This window comes from Bacillus sp. RO1 (assembly GCF_012524115.1).
Taxonomy (GTDB): Bacteria; Bacillota; Bacilli; order Bacillales; family Bacillaceae_I; genus Sutcliffiella_A.
On record NZ_JAAZWB010000042.1, the window covers coordinates 1 to 19,813 of the forward strand.

A 19,813-nucleotide genomic window follows, 5' to 3' on the forward strand; every position below is an offset into this window, starting at 1 on the left:
GCTACGCCTGCGGGGTCTCCACCTAGCGCTAGCTCCCTCAGGAGTCTTCGCCTTTTGCTACAATCACCAGCTAGGAATCACAAAAAAATTTACGTTATCAGTTTTTCAGTGGCTTCCAACGAAGTGAGGAGGCTCAAGCATCGCCCCGCGGAAAGCGAACACCTGGAACGAAAATCTACAGGAGTAAAATTAAGTACCTAGCGAAATAGTGATGGCAACTTTATCACTATTTCGCCATTGTCATTGCTTTTGTTAAGGGGGGAAAAGGATGGGCAACTATATACTGGAGATGAACGATATCTCTAAAGAATTTACAGGAGTCAAAGCGCTGAGTAATGTGAATTTCAAAGTGGAAAAAGGCGAAATTCACTGCTTAATCGGAGAAAATGGAGCGGGAAAGTCCACACTGATGAAGGTGCTGAGCGGCGTGTATCCTTTTGGAACATATGATGGAGACATCGTATTTGAAGGGAATGTTCAGCAATTTAACAAAATCAGTGACAGTGTAAATACCGGCATCGCCATCATCTACCAAGAACTCGCATTGTTTCCAGATTTATCGGTCTATGAAAACATTTTTGCAGGGAACGAAATGAAGTTTGGTGGAGTGATCGATTGGAACAGAACGATTGTCGAAGCAAAAAGGTTATTACGGAAAGTAAAGCTCGATGTTAACCCTGATACGCTTGTAAAAGATTTAAGTGTCGGAAAACGCCAACTTGTAGAAATAGCGAAAGCTTTAAGTAAAGAAGTTAAGCTCCTCATTTTGGATGAACCGACAGCAGCACTTAACGAAGACGACAGTGAAAACTTGCTTGAACTATTAAAAGAACTAAAAAATCAAGGGATAACGTGCATTATGATTTCCCATAAGCTGAAAGAAGTTATTAGCATCGCAGACAAAGCAACCGTCATCCGTGATGGCAAGACGATCTGTACGCTTGATGCAAAAGAAAAGGAAATTACCGAAAGTGTCATTATCAAGAACATGGTAGGAAGAGAAATTGAAGACATCTACCCAAAAAGGACGAAGGAAGTAGCAGGAGAGAACCTACTGGAACTTCATAACTGGTCGGCTTATGATCCACAACTTGGAAGACAGGTAATCAAAAACGTTAACCTTCATGTGAAGAAAGGAGAAATTGTAGGTATCGCTGGTCTTATGGGGTCAGGTAGAACTGAGCTTGCCCTCAGTATTTTCGGAAATGCCAAATCCTACAAAATCCAAGGCGATATGTTGTGGAATAACACTCCTGCTACCCTTAAGCATACTAGTGATGCAATCAAGGCAGGAATTGCTTATGTCACAGAGGACAGAAAAGATGATGGACTTTTCCTCTTGCAGGATATTAAAAGCAATATCTCTGCGGCGAATTTAAAAGGAATAGCCTCGCAAGGTATTATAAATGACAATGAGGAAATTAAGGTCGCAGAACAGTACAAACAATCTCTTCATATTAAAGCCTCCTCTTTAGAGCAGCTTGTTGGAAACCTTAGTGGTGGGAACCAGCAAAAGGTGTCCATTGGGAAGTGGCTATTTGTGGGACCAAAACTACTTATTTTAGATGAACCAACACGCGGGATCGACGTCGGGGCGAAATTTGAAATTTATACCGTGATGAACAAGCTTATTGAGGAAGGACTTAGTATTGTGATGATCTCATCCGAGCTTGGTGAGGTACTTGGCATGAGTGACAGAGTCTATGTCATGGCCCAAGGGGAAATAAAAGGGGAATTAGAAATAGAACAAGCAGACCAAGAAAAAATTATGGAGCTTGCTACGCAATAGGGGGGTATTACAATGAATGTTATACAAGAAGCCAGAACGCTTATACATGAAAACATCCGAGATTATGGGATGTATATCGCATTATTTGTTATTATATTAACTTTTACTTTTATGACAAACGGATTGTTCATGTCATCCCGTAACATTAGTAACCTACTGGATTCTGCGGGTTATATTGCTGTGTTGGCAGTAGGGATGACGCTCGTTATCGTTATTCGCCATATCGATCTTTCAGTAGGATATGCGGCAGGGTTTCTTGGGGCAATTGCAGCTATCTTGCTTACACAAGCAGGGGTATCTGTATGGGTAACGATTCCGGTTATTTTGCTATTAGGTGTTGCTGTCGGTCTATTTAATGGGGTACTTATTGCTCAAATTGGCATTCCATCCTTCGTCGCCACTCTTGCAGGAATGCTTATTTTCCGAGGGGCTTTGCTGCAAGTTACAGAGAAGACTGGTACCATCATCATTCAAGATGATGCCTTTAATGCGATTGGTAATGGCTATATTCCTTCTCTTGTAGAATGGAATGGTTTGCACTTACTATCTCTTTTAGTTGGGTTGGTGGGTATCTTACTTTACATCTACAGTGAAATTTCGACCCGAAGAAATAAAATCAAGTATGATTTTGAAGTCATCTCCAAGCCGATTTTTGCACTTAAATTATTCTTTGTTTCCGCCATAATAGGTTATATAACTTGGATTCTAGCAGGCTATAACGGGTTCTCCTGGACAGTCATTATTATATTATTAGTAGTTGTGGTTTATCATTTCCTGACAACCAAAACAGTTCTTGGGCGTCATATCTATGCTGTCGGGAGTAATCCGGAAGCTGCCCATTTGAGCGGGATTAACGTGAAAAAAATTACCTATATTGTTTTTGGATCAATGGGGATGCTAGCAGCTCTTTCTGGTATTCTATTTACAGCACGTTTGCAATCTGCAACAACAACTGCGGGTACTCTTTTTGAGCTTGATGCCATTGCCGCTGCATATGTGGGCGGTGTATCTTCTGCTGGTGGTGTTGGAAAAGTGACAGGCGCCATAATCGGTGCGGTTGTTATGGCATCTCTATCCAACGGGATGAATTTGCTAGGCGTTGGTATCTCCTACCAATACATGATTAGAGGAGGAGTTCTTGCAGGAGCAGTAATCTTTGATGTCATGACGCGTAAAAAAAGATAATGAAAATATAAATAACTGGCAATCCCTGTTGAATCTGTTATTCAACAGGGATTGTACTATTTTCATTAGGTGCTATGATGAAATTAGTACACCTCAATTGGGGGAGGGGGATATCATTCTTGCGGAGAACAGGAATTCTAGCAATTTGTATTATTATTATTCTATTATGTCATCTTACTTTTTTATCCGCACAAAAAATCTTCCAATCCGATTGGCAATTGCCTCAAGCACTAAGCTCTAGCAGAGAGGAACATCGTTTAGTTCTTATTACGCAAGATATGGAGACGCCCTTCTGGGATAAGGTAAGTGAAGGTGCTAGAAAGCAGGCAGAAGAAAGTGATGTGAGCCTTGAAGTATGGGGGAGCTATGGGAAGAATCGAGAGGACTTCCTAAAAGACATAGAAATTGCCATTCAGTCCAAAATGGATGGAATCATTATACAGGGGCTGGATTCAGAGGAATTTAAGGAATTGACGAAAGTGAAGGCCGGCTTCCATGGTATTCCGATTATTACGGTTGCAAATGATGTGCCGATGGAGGAAAGCATCCGACGTACTTATGTCGGTTCTGACCAGTATGAAGCGGGTAAAATGATTGCAAGACAGATATTGATCGATATGGGGAGAGTGGGGAATGTCGTCCTCATGTATGACAAGAACCAGGAATACTATCAAAAGCGGCGCTTGGAAGGGATTCAGGATATTCTAAAATTTTATGATACTATCCATATGATTCATGCGACTACAGATGACACAAGAGAAAAAGTCATAACCACCACGCAAGATGTAATGAACAAAGAGCCAGATATTGACGCGTTCATCGCCATTAATGCCAACATTGTCGGTGCGATGATCGGGGAGATAAGTAAGCGCTCTCAGGTAGAACCGTACCATATCTATTCTTTTGACGATGGAGCTGAGACACTGACGTTGTTAGAGGAAGGAAAATTGGATGGAGTCATTGAACAGTCACCAGAAGAAATGGGAAGAAAAAGTGTTAAGCTGATGAAGGAATGGTTGACCGGGGAAACTGTGCCACTTAATAAAGATGGCTATTTGACAGATATCAGAATTAGGAAAGCAGCGGATCTACAATGACGAGTATCCAAAAGAAAATTCTAACCCTTACTACGGTAGTATTGGTGATTATGTCAACAATTTGGATAGCGCTTACATACTACAATCATAAAACCCATAAACAATATAACGATATTTTGCAACGATACCTGAGCATGAATGAAGTGACAAAAGCGAGTCAACAGCTAGTTACGGATTTGAATAACTATACCATTGATCCAACTCAAGACAGCCTAGACAAGCTTACGGCAAGCAAGGAACAGGTACAGCAAGCAAAATACGGCGTATATCATTTAAGAAACACAGAAAACGACTTTACCTTAACCAACTATATGAACTTGATTGATAGCTTGGTGGAAGCAACAGACAGGTCAATAGTGTTTCAGTCGGAAAATGATACTGAGGCCTCCGCTCAGGAATTTGCAGAGGCTACTCGAATCACCACCTATATTTCCGAAATGACTCTAACATTAATAGATACAGAATTGAATACATTTGATAGATTTTACAGGGGAATCATTGAACAATCTGGTGAAGTGATTAAGCTTGGAATTTGGAGTCTGCTGCTGATCACCTGTCTATTGCTTCTTGTCACCTACTGGTTCTCGCTTACAATCACACGGCCTGTCTTTCAACTGACAAAGGCGGCAAATGAACTATCCAAAGGGAATTTTGACCAGCAGGTAAAAATAGAAACCAATGATGAAATTGCCTTTTTAGCAAGGACTTTTGATCGAATGCGAATCAATATTAATAACCTGATCTCTGAGATTAAGCAGAAGGCAGCGCTTGAGCGAGAGCTTCAAGAAAGTAGGCTTCTTTTACAAGAAAGCCAGTTTAGAAGCTTGCAGAGTCAGATCAACCCACATTTTCTTTTCAACACCTTAAATACCCTTTCCAAAAAAGCCTATCTAGAAGGTTCAGAAGAGACGAGCGATCTCTTGGTGAGCGTTGCGGGAATTCTGCGTTACAACTTAAAGCGGCAAGATCGCTCCGTAACACTTCATGATGAAATTCAAGTGTTAAAACAATATATGGACATTCAGAAGGCGCGCTTTACAGACCGGCTACAGTTGCATTGGGATATCGATGAATCATGCTTAGACTTGAAAATCCCAGCCCTGACTCTCCAGCCAATCATAGAGAATGCCGTCATTCATGCGGTGGAACCGAAGGAAGATGGGGGGAACATCTGGTTCCGAGTCAAAGTGGAAGGTAACCAGGTAGTAATAGAAATTGAGGATGATGGAATAGGGATGCCTGAACAAAAGATCTTTCAAATTTTAAATGAAGAATCCCCTCTACCTACAGAAGGTCACTCAACAGGTATCGGCTTCAGTAATGTCGTAAAACGACTGCGACTTTTCTACGGCTATGACGATGTCATTGATATCAAAGGAATCCAAGGCCAAGGAACAAAGGTTATTTTGAAAATAAAGTACTGAACACAGAATTTTCCTGTAGATTGCAGTGCAAGGTGTGAGACTCCTGCGGGGGATAACGGTAGGTTGAGACCTCAGAGGTTCAAGCACCGTCCCGCGGAAAGCATATGATACCCAATTAATGAAAGGAGTCAAACTGGATGATCAAACTCCTCATTGTAGATGACGAACAAATTGAACGCGAAGGCATGCAAACCATTCTCGAGAGAAACTTTCCTGACTTACTAATCAAGCAGGCCAAAAATGGGAAAATGGCAGTAGAAATGGCGGACGATTACACCCCGGACCTAATTCTGATGGACATCAAGATGCCTGGATTAAATGGGCTAGAAGCTGTCGAACAAATCAGCGCCAAGCATCCAAAAACAAAATTCATCATGGTCACCGCCTATGATACATTCGGATATGTCAAAGCGGCCATCAAACTGGGTGTTAAAGACTATATACTGAAGCCAAGTAAGATTAGCGAAATTAGAATGACAGTCGGAAAAGTACTGGAGCAAATTGAGCAGGAGAAGGCTGAACAAACTAAAAATAGGCTCCAGGAAGAGGCATTAGAAAAAACCTTGACTCTTGTTGAGACGGATGTCGTAACGCAGTTGTTGTTCGACCATGTGCATGAAGTACATGTGGACATGTTGATGGAGATGCTTGATATTCCTTCAACAAATGAGATGTTTGCCATGATCGTCCTATTGCCATCAGGATCTGAATCCAACTATTCCTTAATTAAGGAGAAAGTCAGGCAGAACAAAAGTGGATGGGTAGGAGCACTTTATGGGAATCAGCTTCCAATAATCGTGTTCCGTCAGCCAGATAAGACCTTCCGTTCCCAAGCTAGTACACTTGCGCGAGATATTTTAGCTATCCCTAAAAAAGAAAATCATACTGATTGGTTTATCGGGATAGGGGAGGTTTGCAGCTCTCTTGACCAGGTTCGACAATCTTACCAGGACGCCCTCATGGCTACCTTAAATACTAAAGCTATTACGAACTACCGTTTTCATGCAGATATCCATACAAGTGTGGATGTACGTAATAGTAATTTGGACAAACAACAGCAAAAGGAATTTGCTGATTTAATTCGACTTGGTCAATGGGATGATGTTCTAATGTATGTCATGAACATCCTTCAATGCTATGAAAAAGAAGCGGCCAGTTTATTGCACACCCAGCAACGCATGCTAGAGATTCTTTGGATTACTTCACGTGTACTAAATGAAATAGGAGTGGAAACTACCACACCGCTCTATTCAGTACAAACAACACAATATCGTCAGCTTCGTTCCGAAACAAAGCAGCTCTTGGAAAAGATGAAACGATCTTATGATGACCACTACAACCACTTGGAGGCAGACACCATTCAGCAGATTAAGCAATACATCATGGATCATTCCCACCAAGATATATCGCTCGATACACTTGCCCAGAAAGTGGGCTTGAGCCCAATATATATTAGTAAAATGTTCAAGGAAAAGCAGGGCATCAATTATATCGACTTCCTCACAGAATGCAGGATGGAGAAAGCGAAACGGCTCATGAATGATTTGGAGAAGAGTATTAAAGAAATTACTTTTGAAGTTGGCTACCATGACCCTAATTACTTCAGCAAGGTATTTAAAAAAATGACCAATGTTTCACCTAAAGAGTATCGTAAAACATTGCTCGGAAATAAGGCTTAGAAGGCAGGGAGGATGGGGGAAATGGAGCTCGGAATACGTAGATTACTAACATTGTTTGTTACGCTGACTCTGTTTTTAGTAGCCTCAGGATGTGAAAAGGCAGATAGGTCGCTTCAGCAGGACATTGGAACTGTACAAAATATATCCCTTCAGCAGGACAAAGGGGCAACTTCTGAGGTGGAAAAAATAAAAATCGGTTTTTCTATGGACACCTTAGAAGAAGAAAGGTGGCTGAGAGACCGGGCTCTATTTAAGTCAGCAGTAGAAAGCCTTGGAGCGGAAGTGGAAATACTAGCAGCAAACGGCGATGACGCACTGCAGGTGTTACAGGCGGAAACCCTTATAAGCAAAGGTGTCGATCTTCTTGTAGTAGTCCCGCATAACGCAGAAGCAGCAGCAACGATCGTTAAGAAAGCACATCTGGCCGGAATCAAGGTACTTTCTTATGACAGACTAATAAAAAATGCAGAAATTGACCTTTACGTTTCTTTTGACAACGAACGTGTCGGGGAGCTGCAGGCAGAGGCAATTACAAAAATTGTCCCTAAAGGCAAATATGTTTATATTGGCGGAGCGGATACGGACAATAATGCTCACCTGTTTAAAAAGGGGGTCTTCCATGTCCTTCAGCCGCTGATAGATAAAGGAGAAATCACTGTCGTTTATGACCAGTGGACCAAAAACTGGCTCCCAAGCAATGCTTACGCCAATATGCAGGAGGCACTTATTGCAAATGGCGGGAAAGTAGATGCTGTGATAGCTGCAAACGATGCGACAGCAGGGATGTCAATTGAAGCTCTCGAGGAAGTGGGACTTGCTGGAAGCATTCCTGTGGCCGGACAGGATGCAGAGCTTGCAGCGGCTCAACGGATTGTAGAAGGCACTCAGACGATGACGGTGTACAAACCGATACCCACTCTCGCAGAAGAAGCGGCGAGACTAGCAGTTGCTATGGCAAAAGGAGAATTTATTGATACAGATCGCAAAGTGAACAATGGGAAAGTGGAGGTGCCATCAGTTCTACTGCCGCCGATTGCCGTGAACAGGGACAATATAGATGAGACAGTCATTGCAGATGGATTTCATACAAAGGAGGATGTGTATACAGGGGATAAACGATAAAGGGTGTGTGATGAAATCTCAGAGGTACTCTGTTTAGGGCACCCCTGAGATTTTTTTATTCTGCATAATAGACCATTTTTTCTAAAACATCCAAACAATACAGTCGTCCTCCATAAGCACAACCGCCATCAATCCCAATAATATTATTCTCACCGAAGTAAACCTCTGGCTTTTTATGTAGATGCTTTGTTGGGGTATGTCCAAAGACTACTGTCTTCTCACCTTGATATCCTTTATGAAATTCTTCTCTAATCCACACTAAGGTGTAAGGTTCAGTAAGTTCCAATGCTGTCACAGGGTGTACTCCTGCATGGACGAAGATATGAGTATCTGTTTCATAATAGTAAGGGAGGGTTTTTAGAAAATCTATATGCGGGCGAATCTCCTCATTTATGACAAGTGTTTCCGGCATCTCCTCTGTCTTATACCAATATTTCGCATCGTTTTTTTCAACTCTGTAGCCATAATTCTCCAGAGTTTTAATGCCTCCGTTATAGTACCACCTTTTCAAATGAAGGGGGTCTTCAGGGTGTTCAAGAGCGTCAATCATCATTTTATCGTGGTTTCCCATCAGGGCTATGGCCCCTTCAGCAGTCAATTCCATCACCTTGTCCAAAACCTGACGTGAATGTGGTCCGCGATCCACATAATCTCCAAGTAAAAGGAGGTTGTCATGTTTGTTGTCAAAGTTAACTATCTCTAGAAGTCTTTCGAATTTTTCTAAATCACCATGAATATCACTTATTGCAAGTAGACGCCTCATTGTCTTCCATTCCTTTTCTTATAATTATTAAAATTTTACCACAATTTTCGAAAAGCGAAATATTTCGTTCGATTTTCCTTTATAATGTTGAAAAAGATAAATCGGAGGGAAGGATGTTTTCCGTGAAAGCAATTTCAATTGGCGTAATAGCTTCTATGTTTTTTGCTGTCACCTTTATATTAAACCGTTCAATGGAATTATCAGGTGGTAGCTGGCTATGGAGTTCGTCATTGCGTTTCTTTTTTATGGTGCCTTTTTTGTTTTTGATTGTTTGGTTGAGGGGGAACCTTGGGTCACTATTTCGTGAAATGCGAATGGCCCCAATCGATTGGTTTATTTGGAGTGTTACTGGTTTTGTCTTCTTTTACGGACCTATTACATTTGCTGCAGCATATGGCCCGGGCTGGCTGGTTGCCGGAACGTGGCAGCTAACCATCATCGCTGGTGTTCTTCTAGGTCCTCTCTTCTTTAAAACAGTGGAAGGACTAAAGGTACGCGAACGTATTCCTATGCGGGGGCTTTTCATATCCATGGTTATTTTTGCAGGTGTCCTGTTAATTCAGACACAACAGGGAAGTGGTCTTACTGGATCCATGGTTATCTATGGTATTCTTCCTGTTGCAATTGCAGCCTTTGCCTATCCGCTTGGAAATAGGAAGATGATGGAGGTGTGCGGAGGTAGGCTGGATACGTTTCAACGAGTACTTGGCATGACTTTGGCTACAATCCCAGTCTGGTTACTTGTCGCGCTAAGGGGATATTTAACGGTTGGCCTACCTTCTGAGGCACAGGTTCTCCAGACATTTATTGTGGCCATCAGTTCAGGAGTCATCGCAACAACCTTGTTTTTTATCGCAACTGACATGGTGAGAGGCAGTCAGGAAAAATTAGCCGCAGTGGAGGCAACTCAATCGACGCAAGTCTTGTTTGTGTTGATTGGAGAGGTGCTTCTTTTATCAACTCCAATGCCCAATGGGATAGGGCTACTGGGGTTATTCATCATAATTATTGGCATGCTCCTGCATAGCTTCTATACAAAGAAAAGTTTAAAACTAAAAAGGCTTGCTGCTTGAAGAGTGATTTTCTAGATGAAAACACTCTTTTTTTTATTTTTTTATAAAAAATTTTTCCATTTTCAAATAATGAAATCTCAAGTGTCCCAAGGTATTAATAAGAAGTCTGACAATCCTTTACAAAAACTATATGACATTTGTCATACTCTACATATGACACCTGCTACTAACTAATTTTTTTATATTGGATATAATAAATTTTATCAAGTTAACAACGAAGGGATTTAATAAAATGTCAATTCAAAATGAAATGAAAAACCTTAGAAAACAAGTTGCTCCTTTCGAAAAATCACAAACTAGTAAGAGTATCTGGCAGTTGATCAATACGCTAACGCCATTTTTCCTGTTATGGTATCTCACTTATATAAGCCTATCTGTATCCTATTGGTTGGCGTTGGTACCAGCGATCTTTGCTGCAGGGTTCATGACACGTATCTTCATTATTTTCCATGATTGCACACACCACTCTTTCTTCAAAAATCGAAAGTGGAACCGTGCAGTAGGGACCGTAACGGGAGTACTAACATTATTCCCATTCGATCAATGGGGACATGATCACTCCGTTCACCATGCAACAAGTGGAAACTTGGACAAGCGCGGTGTTGGTGATATCTGGACACTGACTGTGGAAGAGTATAAAGCAGCATCTTTCAAGACTCGTTTATCTTATCGTCTATATCGAAATCCTTTGGTAATGTTCGGACTAGGGCCAATTTACACCTTCCTGATTAGAAACCGTTTCAACCGAAAAGAAGCAAGACAAAAGGAACGAAACAATTTATATCTAACAAACGTACTAATCGTTGCTGTAGCAGTATTATTAAGCTTAGCAATCGGTTGGCAGTCATTTTTGATTGTCCACGGTACCATCTTTATGATTGCAGGAAGTGTAGGAATATGGTTGTTTTACGTACAACATACGTTCGAAGACTCCTATTTTGAAATGGACAAAGATTGGGAATATGTATTAGCTGCAGTTGAAGGAAGTTCCTACTACAAGCTGCCAAAGGTATTACAATTCCTCACAGGGAATATTGGCTACCACCACATACACCATCTTAGTCCAAGGGTACCAAACTATGAACTAGAAAAGTGTCATCATAGCACACCACCACTTCAACATGTACCGACGATTACATTGGCAACAAGTTTAAAATCATTGAAATTCCGTTTATGGGATGAAAAGAGCAAGAATTTTGTAACCTTCAGAGAAGCGAAAAAGATGGTACACAACACTGTATCTAGAACAGAGATGAAGCCGGAAGTTTAAAACAATAAAAAAACCGATCCCAATTATCAAGGGGTTGGTTTTTTTTTATTTTAAAGCAATAAAGAGAGAGAAGGACCCTATATAAAAATCTTTTTTAACCGATATAATGAATAGGACATGTAAGAAAAAACAAAATATTACAAAAAAATATAGATTTAAGCATTTGTAACTTGTATAATTATGGTGATATATAGGAAAAAAGCACGAAATTACATAACGTTACCTCAGGAGAAAGTCACAGATTACACCGAGAGAATAATATAAAAATTTTGAGGGGGATTACAGTGAAGAGACTAGGTTTGCTTGCTTTCTTTACCATTTTATTTTTGGGGGTTTCTTTAGGATTATCGTCAAATGCGCATGCAGCAAGTGATGCAGATGTGGAAAAAGCACTAGAAATTATTGACGCAGCAAATATGGAAATGGATAGGATCATAGAGACGGGTGTACAAGACGCTGATGCTTTATGGGCTGTGTACCTGGAAGAATTAGCAGTATTAGAAGGCGAATTAACACAGTTAAACACCGGAATAGAAGAACTAGAGACGGCATTGCTAAACTCCACAAACAGCGTGCATCAAGCTGAACTTGAAGAAGCACTTGCAGCTCTGCAAGCAGAAAAGGGATTATTAGAGGAGCGTATCGCTCAAAGAACGGCCCAATTTGACCAAGAGGTTGATGCAATTATCAGCTACGTATTTGATATTACTTTGCAAATGACACAGGAAACCATTGATGAAGTGGCAGAATACGGTGTCGTAGCGGAGTGCTTCTGGAAGTATGTTCGATTTGCTGATCGTTGGGCTTGGATTGATCCTGTGCGAGTGGTTAATTTTTAATTAAAGTTTTGTAAGAGGTGGGAAGTTAAGTGGCTTTTACGATAGGAAAGAAAGGAACAAGCATAGAACAAGTGAAATTTGAAAACTTTGGTTTAAGTTTGCTTGCAAGAGGCGATGGAACTGAAGTAATAATTCAAACTCTAACAAAAAATAATTTCTTTTATGTCTATCCAGCTGAAAACCCAAATGTAATGGAATTTTTCTATTTAATAAGCGGTGAACTTTCATGCGAGGTTAATGGGGAAAAAGTCAAATTATCTCCTCAAGATTATTTTACTGCTACAAACTTAGAGGAACCAGTACATTTTACTGCATTAACAGATGTTTCATATTTATGGGTTATTACTGAACCAACCTTTTACCAACTAAGCGAAGGTGTTAAAGAATTAAAAGAAGTTGTTGAAAAAGTAGAAAGTAGAGACGTTTATACTTTTAAACATAGTGAGAGAGTAACACAATACTCAATAAAAATTGCCAAAAAACTTGCTTTGCCAAAAGTAAACTTGGAAAATTTGTTTTTATCTGCCATTTTACATGATATAGGGAAAATAAATATTCCTTCTGAGATTCTAAATAAACCTTCAAAGTTAACAAATGAGGAATTTGAACTTATTAAATTGCACCCTGGTGATGGGGCAAATATGGTTAAAGATCTTTATTATGATGATAAGATTGCGACTATAATTAAGCAACATCATGAAAGATTAGATGGAAGAGGATACCCATCTGGTTTAAAAGGTGATGAAATACTACTTGAAGCAAGAATTATTGCTGTCAGCGATACATTTGACGCAATGACAGAAGACCGTGCATATCGTAATGCGTTCACTCCAGAGTATGCAATAGACGAACTCCAAAGGCTCTCTCCATCCCAATATGATTCAGAAGTAGTTAATGCCCTTATTGAAGTTCTTCAAGAAGAAGGAAAACTAAAAGAAACAAGCCCTAAAGCATAATCTTGTGCTTTAGGGCTTGTTTTATTTGTTTGCCTTCTCGGCTTCGTCGGCAAATATGACACTCGCTATTTTCATTGCTTGAACAGCTTTAGGGAATCCTGCATACCCAGAACATTGAATAATGACTTCTTTTATTTGGTGTTCTGTCAGGCCAACTCGAAGGGAAGCCCTAATATGAACATCTAGCTGTTCAAACGCACCTTGTGTAATGAGGGAACTTAGAGTGACCAGTTCTCTTTCAGCCAAATTGAGTCCTTCGCGAGGGTAAAGTTCTCCATAGCCGAACCCAACAATCATTTCCCAAAAATCAGGGGAAATTTCTTTCATTTTCTTCATTCCTTCTAGTGCTTCAGCAGGGAACATTTTTTCAAGTGTTTCTATTCCTAATTCAAATCGATTCTTTTCCAATTTTACTGCCTCCCCATGGTTGGTGGTATTTCATCAGGGTCAACGATAACTTCGATGACGACTGGCGTTTTTTTAGTTTCTATAATTGTTAAACCTAGTACAATGGCATTTTTTAAATCTAGTGGATTGTAGCATTTATATGATTCAAGGCCCATTGAATTCGCGAAAGCCGCAATATCGAGTGGAGAGCTGTAGATGGCTCCGATTGATTTTCCGTTCATTTTTTTCATGCCTTTTTCCACCATATCCAGCCTACCATTATTCAATACAATGAATAGGACAGGGGATTGGTAGTTTAATGCGGTGGAAATTTCCGTTCCATGCATGAACATGCATCCATCTCCGACAAGGCACACAATTGGCTTGTTCGGGGCAGCTAATTTTGCTCCTATTGAATAACCAATTCCATGACCCATTGCACCGAATATATCATCAAAAATAAAACTACCTGGCTGAAAAATGTCAAAATGCTTGATTCCGTAAAATGTGTGGCTGCCATCGTCTCCGAATATGATGCTGTCTTCAGGAAGTTCATTGCGCATTACTTTTATTGCTGATTCAGCAGACATATATTCAGAGGCTTTATTAAATGGTACATCCTTAAGTTGTTTTGGTTGTATAAACTGCGAGCTATCGGTTGTTTTTACTCCTGCAAGATCTAATAAATGTTGAAGGTTGGAACGGATATCCCCCATCACCGGCGTAGTTGGCACCTTAATGCTTTTTCCAATGAAAGTGGAATCATAGTCAAAGTGTATCAAATGGTTAGGATACATATCCTGTGTGAATCCTGCAGTGGACATATCGCTTAATTTTGACCCAACTACGATAAGTAAATCTATACCGGAACGCAGGTAGTCGGAGGCTTCTTTTGTTCCTCCCAAACCAAAGGCTCCAAGTGATAGGCTATGGTTGGAAATAAATGCCCCTTTTCCTCCCGGGGTAGTCATAACGGGAATTTTCCAATGTTCAGCTAAAAGCTGGATTTCCTTATATGCCTTGCTAGAATGAACTCCTTTTCCTAAGAATAGCAAAGGTCTGGTTGCATTTTCTAGCTCCATCTTTACTTTATCGAGGTTGGTGGAGATCATTTCGATAGGTTTTGGTAAGTTAATTTCAAACGGTTCAATCTCTTCTAGTAAGATATCAAAAGGAATGGACAAGTGTACTGGCCCTTTTACACCTGACAAAGCCTTTTCCAAAGCATGCTGGAGTAATGGTTGTAGCATATCCCCCCGTTCCACTCTGGCGCTGAATTTGGTGACATGCTTGAACATTTCTACAAGATCCGTGCCAAATAATGAGGAATCCTGTCCCATTCCTTTGCCTGTGTCCTTCATAGAAGGGTGTCCGGTAATAATTAATACCGGAATATGTGATGCTTTTGCTTGTCCAGCAGCCGTTAATAAATTCGTTCCTCCAGGACCGGAAGTCCCGATGGCAACCCCTATTTTCTCGCTCATAAAAGAGTAGCCTGCAGCTGCAAAGCCAGCTCCTGTTTCATGCTTACATAATACAAATTCAATATCTTCTTTATCAGATGCGTAAATGATGGGTGATATAGCCTTTCCTGGAATTCCAAATATATGTTGGACTTCCCACTTTTTAAATAGTTTTGCCAAGATGGCAGCAGCAGTATCCATTTTCAACATTGTAGCAGAAGTATTCATTTGTAATTCCGATCCCCTTATACGTATATTTTCTCTATCTCTTTTAACAGCATCGGGTGTAATTGTTCAAATTGTTCTACTGATATTGGCTTACTAAAAAGATAGCCTTGAATGGTGTCGCAATCATATTTCTTTAAAAAGTCTAGTTGTTCAATCGTTTCGACGCCCTCGGCAATAACGCGCAAACCAAGGTTGTGAGCGAGCGTAATAATAGCTTTCACAATATTTACATCATGATTATCCTTCAATACATCTCTTACAAAGGAACGGTCAATTTTCAAATAATCGATTGGAAAACTTTTCAGGTAGCTTAACGAACTGTAGCCTGTCCCGAAGTCATCAATACTTATATAAACACCCAAGTCCTTTAATTGCTGAAGCACTTTCAAAGAATAATCAAAATCCATCGCCATAGATTCAGTGATTTCTACCACTAAATATTGGGGATCAAGGCCGGTACGCTCTAGTACACCTTGAACATGGCTTACAAGGTTCAGTTTGAAAAATTGTTGGGTGGAGAGATTAACAGCCACTTTAAAAGGGGGCATGCCAGCATCTATCCATTTTTTGTTCTGTGAACAAGCCTCTTCAATTACCCATTCCCCAATATTAGTGATTAGTCCAGTTTCTTCGGCGAGGTCAATAAACTTATCCGGATAGATTAGGCCAAGGGTAGGATGATTCCATCTGATTAATGCTTCAACGCCTATCATATCTCCAGTTTTATTGCAGATCTGAGGCTGGTAATGAAGGATAAACTCATTTCGTTCCAATGCTTTACGCAAATCGGTTTCCAATTGTAATTCTTCTATTGAATTATGCAACATATCAGATGCATACACTACATACCGGTCCTTTCCTTGTGATTTGGCTTTATACATTGCATTATCGGCATAGACCATGAAATCTTCAAGTGTAATGGAATTGTGTGGGTATATTGCGACACCAATACTGACAGTGGTATGAAACTCATGGGAGTTCACGGTAAATGGCTCCTTAAATTGCTCTAGGACATTATTTGCCATTTCCGTTACATATTGTTCAGACTCAAAATCTCGCAATAAGAAAATAAATTCATCCCCACCCATACGTGCAAGCGTATCCTTTTCACCTAGGCAACCAACCAACCGATTTGTCACCTCAACTAGTAGGAGATCACCATTGGAATGACCGAACGTATCATTAATGATTTTAAATCTATCCAGGTCAAGGAATAGAATGGCCATCTTTGTCTCTTTTCCTAATCGATTGTCTTGGATAAGAGATTCAATTTCCTTTTGTATGTAGCGTCTATTTGGAAGATCCGTCAGGTCATCATGGTATGCCAAATAATTAAACTTTTCTTCTATAAAATACCGATCTGTAATATCACGGAATTGACCGAAGGCACCTACCATTTTGTCATCTTCATAGATAGGTTGTGCATCGAAAAGACAGACTACCGGGTCGCCATTTGGGTTATTAAATTTTATTTCGACATTCTCGTATTTTTTTTGATATTTTATTACTTTTTTAAAATATTTACCTGTCAGTTCAGACTCGAAAATAGTTCTCCCAATAACAGACTCTCTTGTACGATTGGAAATTTGTTGAGCAAACTCATTGAATTCGGTTGTGACGCCTTTTTCGTCTGTAATTACAATTCCATTTCTCGTTCTACTTAACATAATTTGGTTCATGATATTTAGTTTTCTATTTTGTTTTCTTAGCAGAAGTTCCCGTTCGATAGAGTCCACCACTTGCGACAGCATTGTTAAGAAGAGTGGGTTCTCAAATTGAATTGGCATCATAATACTCACGCTGCCAAGTAAATCATCGTCATCTGTATAATGTAATGCCGCTCCGTAACAGGCTATCTGATGGAAAGCTTTGTGATAATGATGATCTCCAATCAGGCTGATGGGATGATGTTGTTGCAAAGCTAAGCTGATCACGTTAGTACCAGTATCTGCTTGCGTAAATTGACTTCCCTTTTTAATACCAAACCGTTCAATTGTAGATTTAATCATTTCATCCCCATCAATCTCCAGTAAGAATCCCTCAGCATCAGAGATTACGACGAGGATTGGTGTTCCTTTTAACGAGTTCAGCAGTTTATTAGAAAAAAAACTAACAACAGATAATATTTCTCCATAAGCTCGTCGCTTTTCTGCCAACTCTTCCCTTGTCATAAATTTTTTTGGACTTGGAATCTCTTCAGGATCCATACCGCTCTCCATACATCTTCTTTTAGAAGTAGCAATAAAGTACGGTTCTTTTTCACTCATTTTCCAACACCTCAAATAATTAACAGTTACGTATAATTTCATATTAAGTGTATTCAGGATAGATAGCAAAGGATAATTTACACAAATCGACATAAATTGTCGAGTGGGTATTTAGAAATGGGTACTTAAGTCTAGTTTTCTGGTGAAGATATGAAGTGTGTAAATAATAAAAATGGGTAATGTAAAAAGGAGAGGAGAGTGATTAACTATAAATATATTTATACATAAAGAAAAAATATCTAATTTGTATTATAGATAATCGGATACTACAATGAAAACTGTAAGAAATGAAAACAACTTTTAGGAGGAATAAGAAATGACTAAACATATATTAATGGTAGTAACAACTGCAGACAAAATGAAGGAAGGACACGAAACAGGATTATGGCTTTCTGAATTCGGCGAGGCGTATGTGGAGTTTGCTAATAAAGGTTACGAGATAACAGTTGCAAGTCCACTAGGCGGGAAAGCTCCTGTGGATGCTCGAAGTTTAGAAGGTGGAGAAACACCTCAAGAAATCTTAGATACAGCTCAATATTTAGAAAATACGATTAAATTAGACGAGATCACCGACGTATCTAAATTTGACGCGATCTTCTTACCTGGTGGTCACGGTACGATGTTTGACCTGCCTGATAACGAGAAATTACACCAAGTAATCCGCGACCTTTATGAAGCGGACAAACTAGTTGCAGCAGTGTGCCACGGTCCCGCAGGTCTTGTGGGAGTGAAGCTATCAAATGGAACTCCACTTGTAGCAGGCAAAACCGTAACAGCTTTCACAGATGACGAGGAAAGAGAAACAACATTGGATAAGTATATGCCATTCCTATTGGAAACACGCTTACGAGAATTAGGAGCGGAAGTTATTGTAGCAGATAACTGGACAGATCATATGCAAGCAGACGGAAACCTAATAACAGGTCAAAACCCACAATCCACGATCAGCGTGGCAAAAGAAGTAGTAAAACAACTAGGCTAAACACATTCATCCTGCAGCACTACAATTTGGAAGGGGTGTTTGTATGAAACCAATCACAATTAACGCTATTATGACGGCGAAACCTGGTAAGGAAGATGACTTGTTTCAGGAAATGCAAAGAATGGTGGCACCATCACGGGCTGAAAAAGGCTGCGAGGAATACTCCTTGCACCAGTCCGTGGAACAAGAAGGTGTTTTCGTTTTCTATGAAACTTGGCAGGATGAAGATGCTTTAAAAGAACATATTGAAACAGAACACTATCAAAACTATCGTCGTAAAATTGAAGGTTTAGTGGAAAAACGGGAAGTATATAGACTAACAAAGGTTTAAATTTATATATGAAATTGCACCGTTCTTCTTAGTGAAGTGCGGTGCTTTTGTAAAGGAAAAGGAATGCAAATAGTATGATTGATTTTGAATGGTATCGCAGTTTTATAAGTATATACAAACATGGGTCAGTATCTGCAGCAGCCAAGGCAAGAATTCTAACGCAGCCGGCAATGAGCCAGCATTTGGCTGCATTGGAATCAGAGATGGGAGAGCCTCTTTTTGTCCGTGCCCCTCGGAAAATGATTCCCACAGAAAAGGGGAAAGAGCTGTATACAAAAATTGTTCCGTTGATTGAGAAGCTAGAGAGTACCAGTATGGAGTTTAGGAATGATTCCAATCAACCTGCACTTGCACCATTAGTTAAGCTTGGTACTCCTCCAGAATATTTTACAAAAGCGGCAATTAGAGAATTTAAGGGGTTGGATTTTCGGCTATCTGTACAGTTTGGGGTGGCGCAGGAATTGCAAGAAAAGCTTAGTGCTGGTGAGGTAGATTTGGTTATCACCACACAAAAAACACCTATCGCAGGCGTTGAATATAAGAAAATTGAGGACGAAGTGTTTGTAGTAGTGGTACCAGTAGACAGTGAGACTAATTCTGATGTGAAGTCCATGGAAGAGATAGAAGCTTGGTTAAATGGACAGAAGTGGTTAAGTTATGGAACCGAACTACCGATTGTACGAAGATACTGGCGTGAGCATTTCAATAAACGACCAGAAATCCAGCCAACTCATGTGATTCCTGATTTAAGAGCTGTGCTGGAAGCGATAGAGAATAACATGGGGATAAGTGTGCTGCCTACCTATCTAGTTAAGGATTCAATGGAGGCAGGAAAAACAAAGATTTTATTCCCGCAACTCGCAGTAGAAAACACTATTTACCTGGCTTCTAAAATGGAAAACAGTGACCATCCACATGTTCGGGAGATTTTGAGGAGATTGAAGAAGTAGGGGCTGCA

The 19,813-nt window shown here is 40.1% G+C and carries 17 protein-coding genes; 13 read left to right on the forward strand and 4 right to left on the reverse strand.

The genetic code is table 11. The features are described from left to right. Positions 1–268 precede the first annotated feature (268 nt). From HC179_RS03750 to xylF, 6 genes are all read left to right on the forward strand, one after another. Entirely contained in the window at positions 269–1,789 is a 1,521-nt protein-coding gene (locus tag HC179_RS03750) for a sugar ABC transporter ATP-binding protein (protein ID WP_168863119.1), read from the forward strand. A 12-nt stretch (positions 1,790–1,801) separates the two neighbouring features. Beyond that, on the forward strand, positions 1,802–2,974 hold the full coding sequence (locus HC179_RS03755) for a sugar ABC transporter permease (protein ID WP_168863120.1): 1,173 nt from the start codon (positions 1,802–1,804) through the stop codon (positions 2,972–2,974). A gap of 119 nt (positions 2,975–3,093) precedes the next feature. Next, positions 3,094–4,071 carry a sugar ABC transporter substrate-binding protein gene (locus HC179_RS03760; protein WP_168863121.1) on the forward strand — a complete coding sequence of 326 codons (978 nt, stop codon included), beginning with the start codon at positions 3,094–3,096 and terminating at the stop codon, positions 4,069–4,071. Then, positions 4,068–5,495 (forward strand): sensor histidine kinase, encoded by a 1,428-nt coding sequence (locus HC179_RS03765; RefSeq protein WP_168863122.1) that lies wholly within the window; start codon positions 4,068–4,070, stop codon positions 5,493–5,495. The genes HC179_RS03760 and HC179_RS03765 overlap by 4 nt, the downstream gene beginning before the upstream one ends. A gap of 137 nt (positions 5,496–5,632) precedes the next feature. Beyond that, the gene (locus HC179_RS03770) at positions 5,633–7,174 is read left to right on the forward strand and encodes a response regulator transcription factor (protein WP_168863123.1); all 1,542 of its coding nucleotides are present in this window, start codon (positions 5,633–5,635) and stop codon (positions 7,172–7,174) included. Between the two features lie 21 nt (positions 7,175–7,195). Then, on the forward strand, positions 7,196–8,296 hold the full coding sequence (gene xylF, locus HC179_RS03775) for a D-xylose ABC transporter substrate-binding protein (protein WP_168863124.1): 1,101 nt from the start codon (positions 7,196–7,198) through the stop codon (positions 8,294–8,296). Positions 8,297–8,351: 55 nt separating this feature from the next. On the opposite strand, the gene HC179_RS03780 is transcribed toward xylF, so the two are convergent. Next, a complete protein-coding gene (locus HC179_RS03780) occupies positions 8,352–9,059 on the reverse strand; it encodes a metallophosphoesterase family protein (protein ID WP_168863125.1) in 708 nt (235 codons plus the stop codon). A 122-nt stretch (positions 9,060–9,181) separates the two neighbouring features. Here HC179_RS03780 and HC179_RS03785 point away from each other — a divergent pair, with 122 nt between their 5' ends. The 4 genes from HC179_RS03785 to HC179_RS03800 all read left to right on the forward strand — a co-directional run bounded on the left by HC179_RS03785 (position 9,182) and on the right by HC179_RS03800 (position 13,197). Next, positions 9,182–10,132 carry a multidrug resistance efflux transporter family protein gene (locus HC179_RS03785; protein ID WP_168863126.1) on the forward strand — a complete coding sequence of 317 codons (951 nt, stop codon included), beginning with the start codon at positions 9,182–9,184 and terminating at the stop codon, positions 10,130–10,132. 232 nt (positions 10,133–10,364) lie between these two features. Further along, entirely contained in the window at positions 10,365–11,402 is a 1,038-nt protein-coding gene (desA, locus tag HC179_RS03790) for a Delta(5) desaturase DesA (protein ID WP_168863127.1), read from the forward strand. 284 nt (positions 11,403–11,686) lie between these two features. Then, complete coding sequence (locus tag HC179_RS03795; protein ID WP_168863128.1) at positions 11,687–12,241, forward strand: hypothetical protein; 555 nt, start codon at positions 11,687–11,689, stop codon at positions 12,239–12,241. A gap of 29 nt (positions 12,242–12,270) precedes the next feature. Beyond that, positions 12,271–13,197, forward strand: coding sequence for an HD domain-containing phosphohydrolase (locus HC179_RS03800; protein ID WP_168863129.1), 927 nt, complete (start codon positions 12,271–12,273; stop codon positions 13,195–13,197). Positions 13,198–13,218: 21 nt separating this feature from the next. Here the strand turns inward: HC179_RS03800 and HC179_RS03805 are convergent, their stop codons facing one another. The 3 genes from HC179_RS03805 to HC179_RS03815 are packed head-to-tail and all read right to left on the reverse strand — an operon-like array spanning position 13,219 to position 17,542. After that, positions 13,219–13,605: a carboxymuconolactone decarboxylase family protein gene (locus HC179_RS03805; protein WP_240948460.1), complete on the reverse strand. Its 387-nt coding sequence runs from the start codon at positions 13,603–13,605 to the stop codon at positions 13,219–13,221. Between the two features lie 2 nt (positions 13,606–13,607). Then, positions 13,608–15,275, reverse strand: coding sequence for a thiamine pyrophosphate-binding protein (locus HC179_RS03810; RefSeq protein ID WP_240948461.1), 1,668 nt, complete (start codon positions 15,273–15,275; stop codon positions 13,608–13,610). A 17-nt stretch (positions 15,276–15,292) separates the two neighbouring features. Next, a complete protein-coding gene (locus HC179_RS03815; RefSeq protein WP_168863130.1) occupies positions 15,293–17,542 on the reverse strand; it encodes an EAL domain-containing protein in 2,250 nt (749 codons plus the stop codon). A 316-nt stretch (positions 17,543–17,858) separates the two neighbouring features. On the opposite strand from HC179_RS03815, the gene HC179_RS03820 reads away from it, so the two are divergent. The 3 genes from HC179_RS03820 to HC179_RS03830 all read left to right on the forward strand — a co-directional run bounded on the left by HC179_RS03820 (position 17,859) and on the right by HC179_RS03830 (position 19,805). Then, entirely contained in the window at positions 17,859–18,524 is a 666-nt protein-coding gene (locus HC179_RS03820; protein WP_168863131.1) for a type 1 glutamine amidotransferase domain-containing protein, read from the forward strand. Positions 18,525–18,567: 43 nt separating this feature from the next. After that, positions 18,568–18,855 (forward strand): putative quinol monooxygenase, encoded by a 288-nt coding sequence (locus HC179_RS03825; protein ID WP_168863132.1) that lies wholly within the window; start codon positions 18,568–18,570, stop codon positions 18,853–18,855. 74 nt (positions 18,856–18,929) lie between these two features. Further along, positions 18,930–19,805: a LysR family transcriptional regulator gene (locus HC179_RS03830; RefSeq protein ID WP_168863133.1), complete on the forward strand. Its 876-nt coding sequence runs from the start codon at positions 18,930–18,932 to the stop codon at positions 19,803–19,805. Positions 19,806–19,813 lie beyond the last annotated feature (8 nt).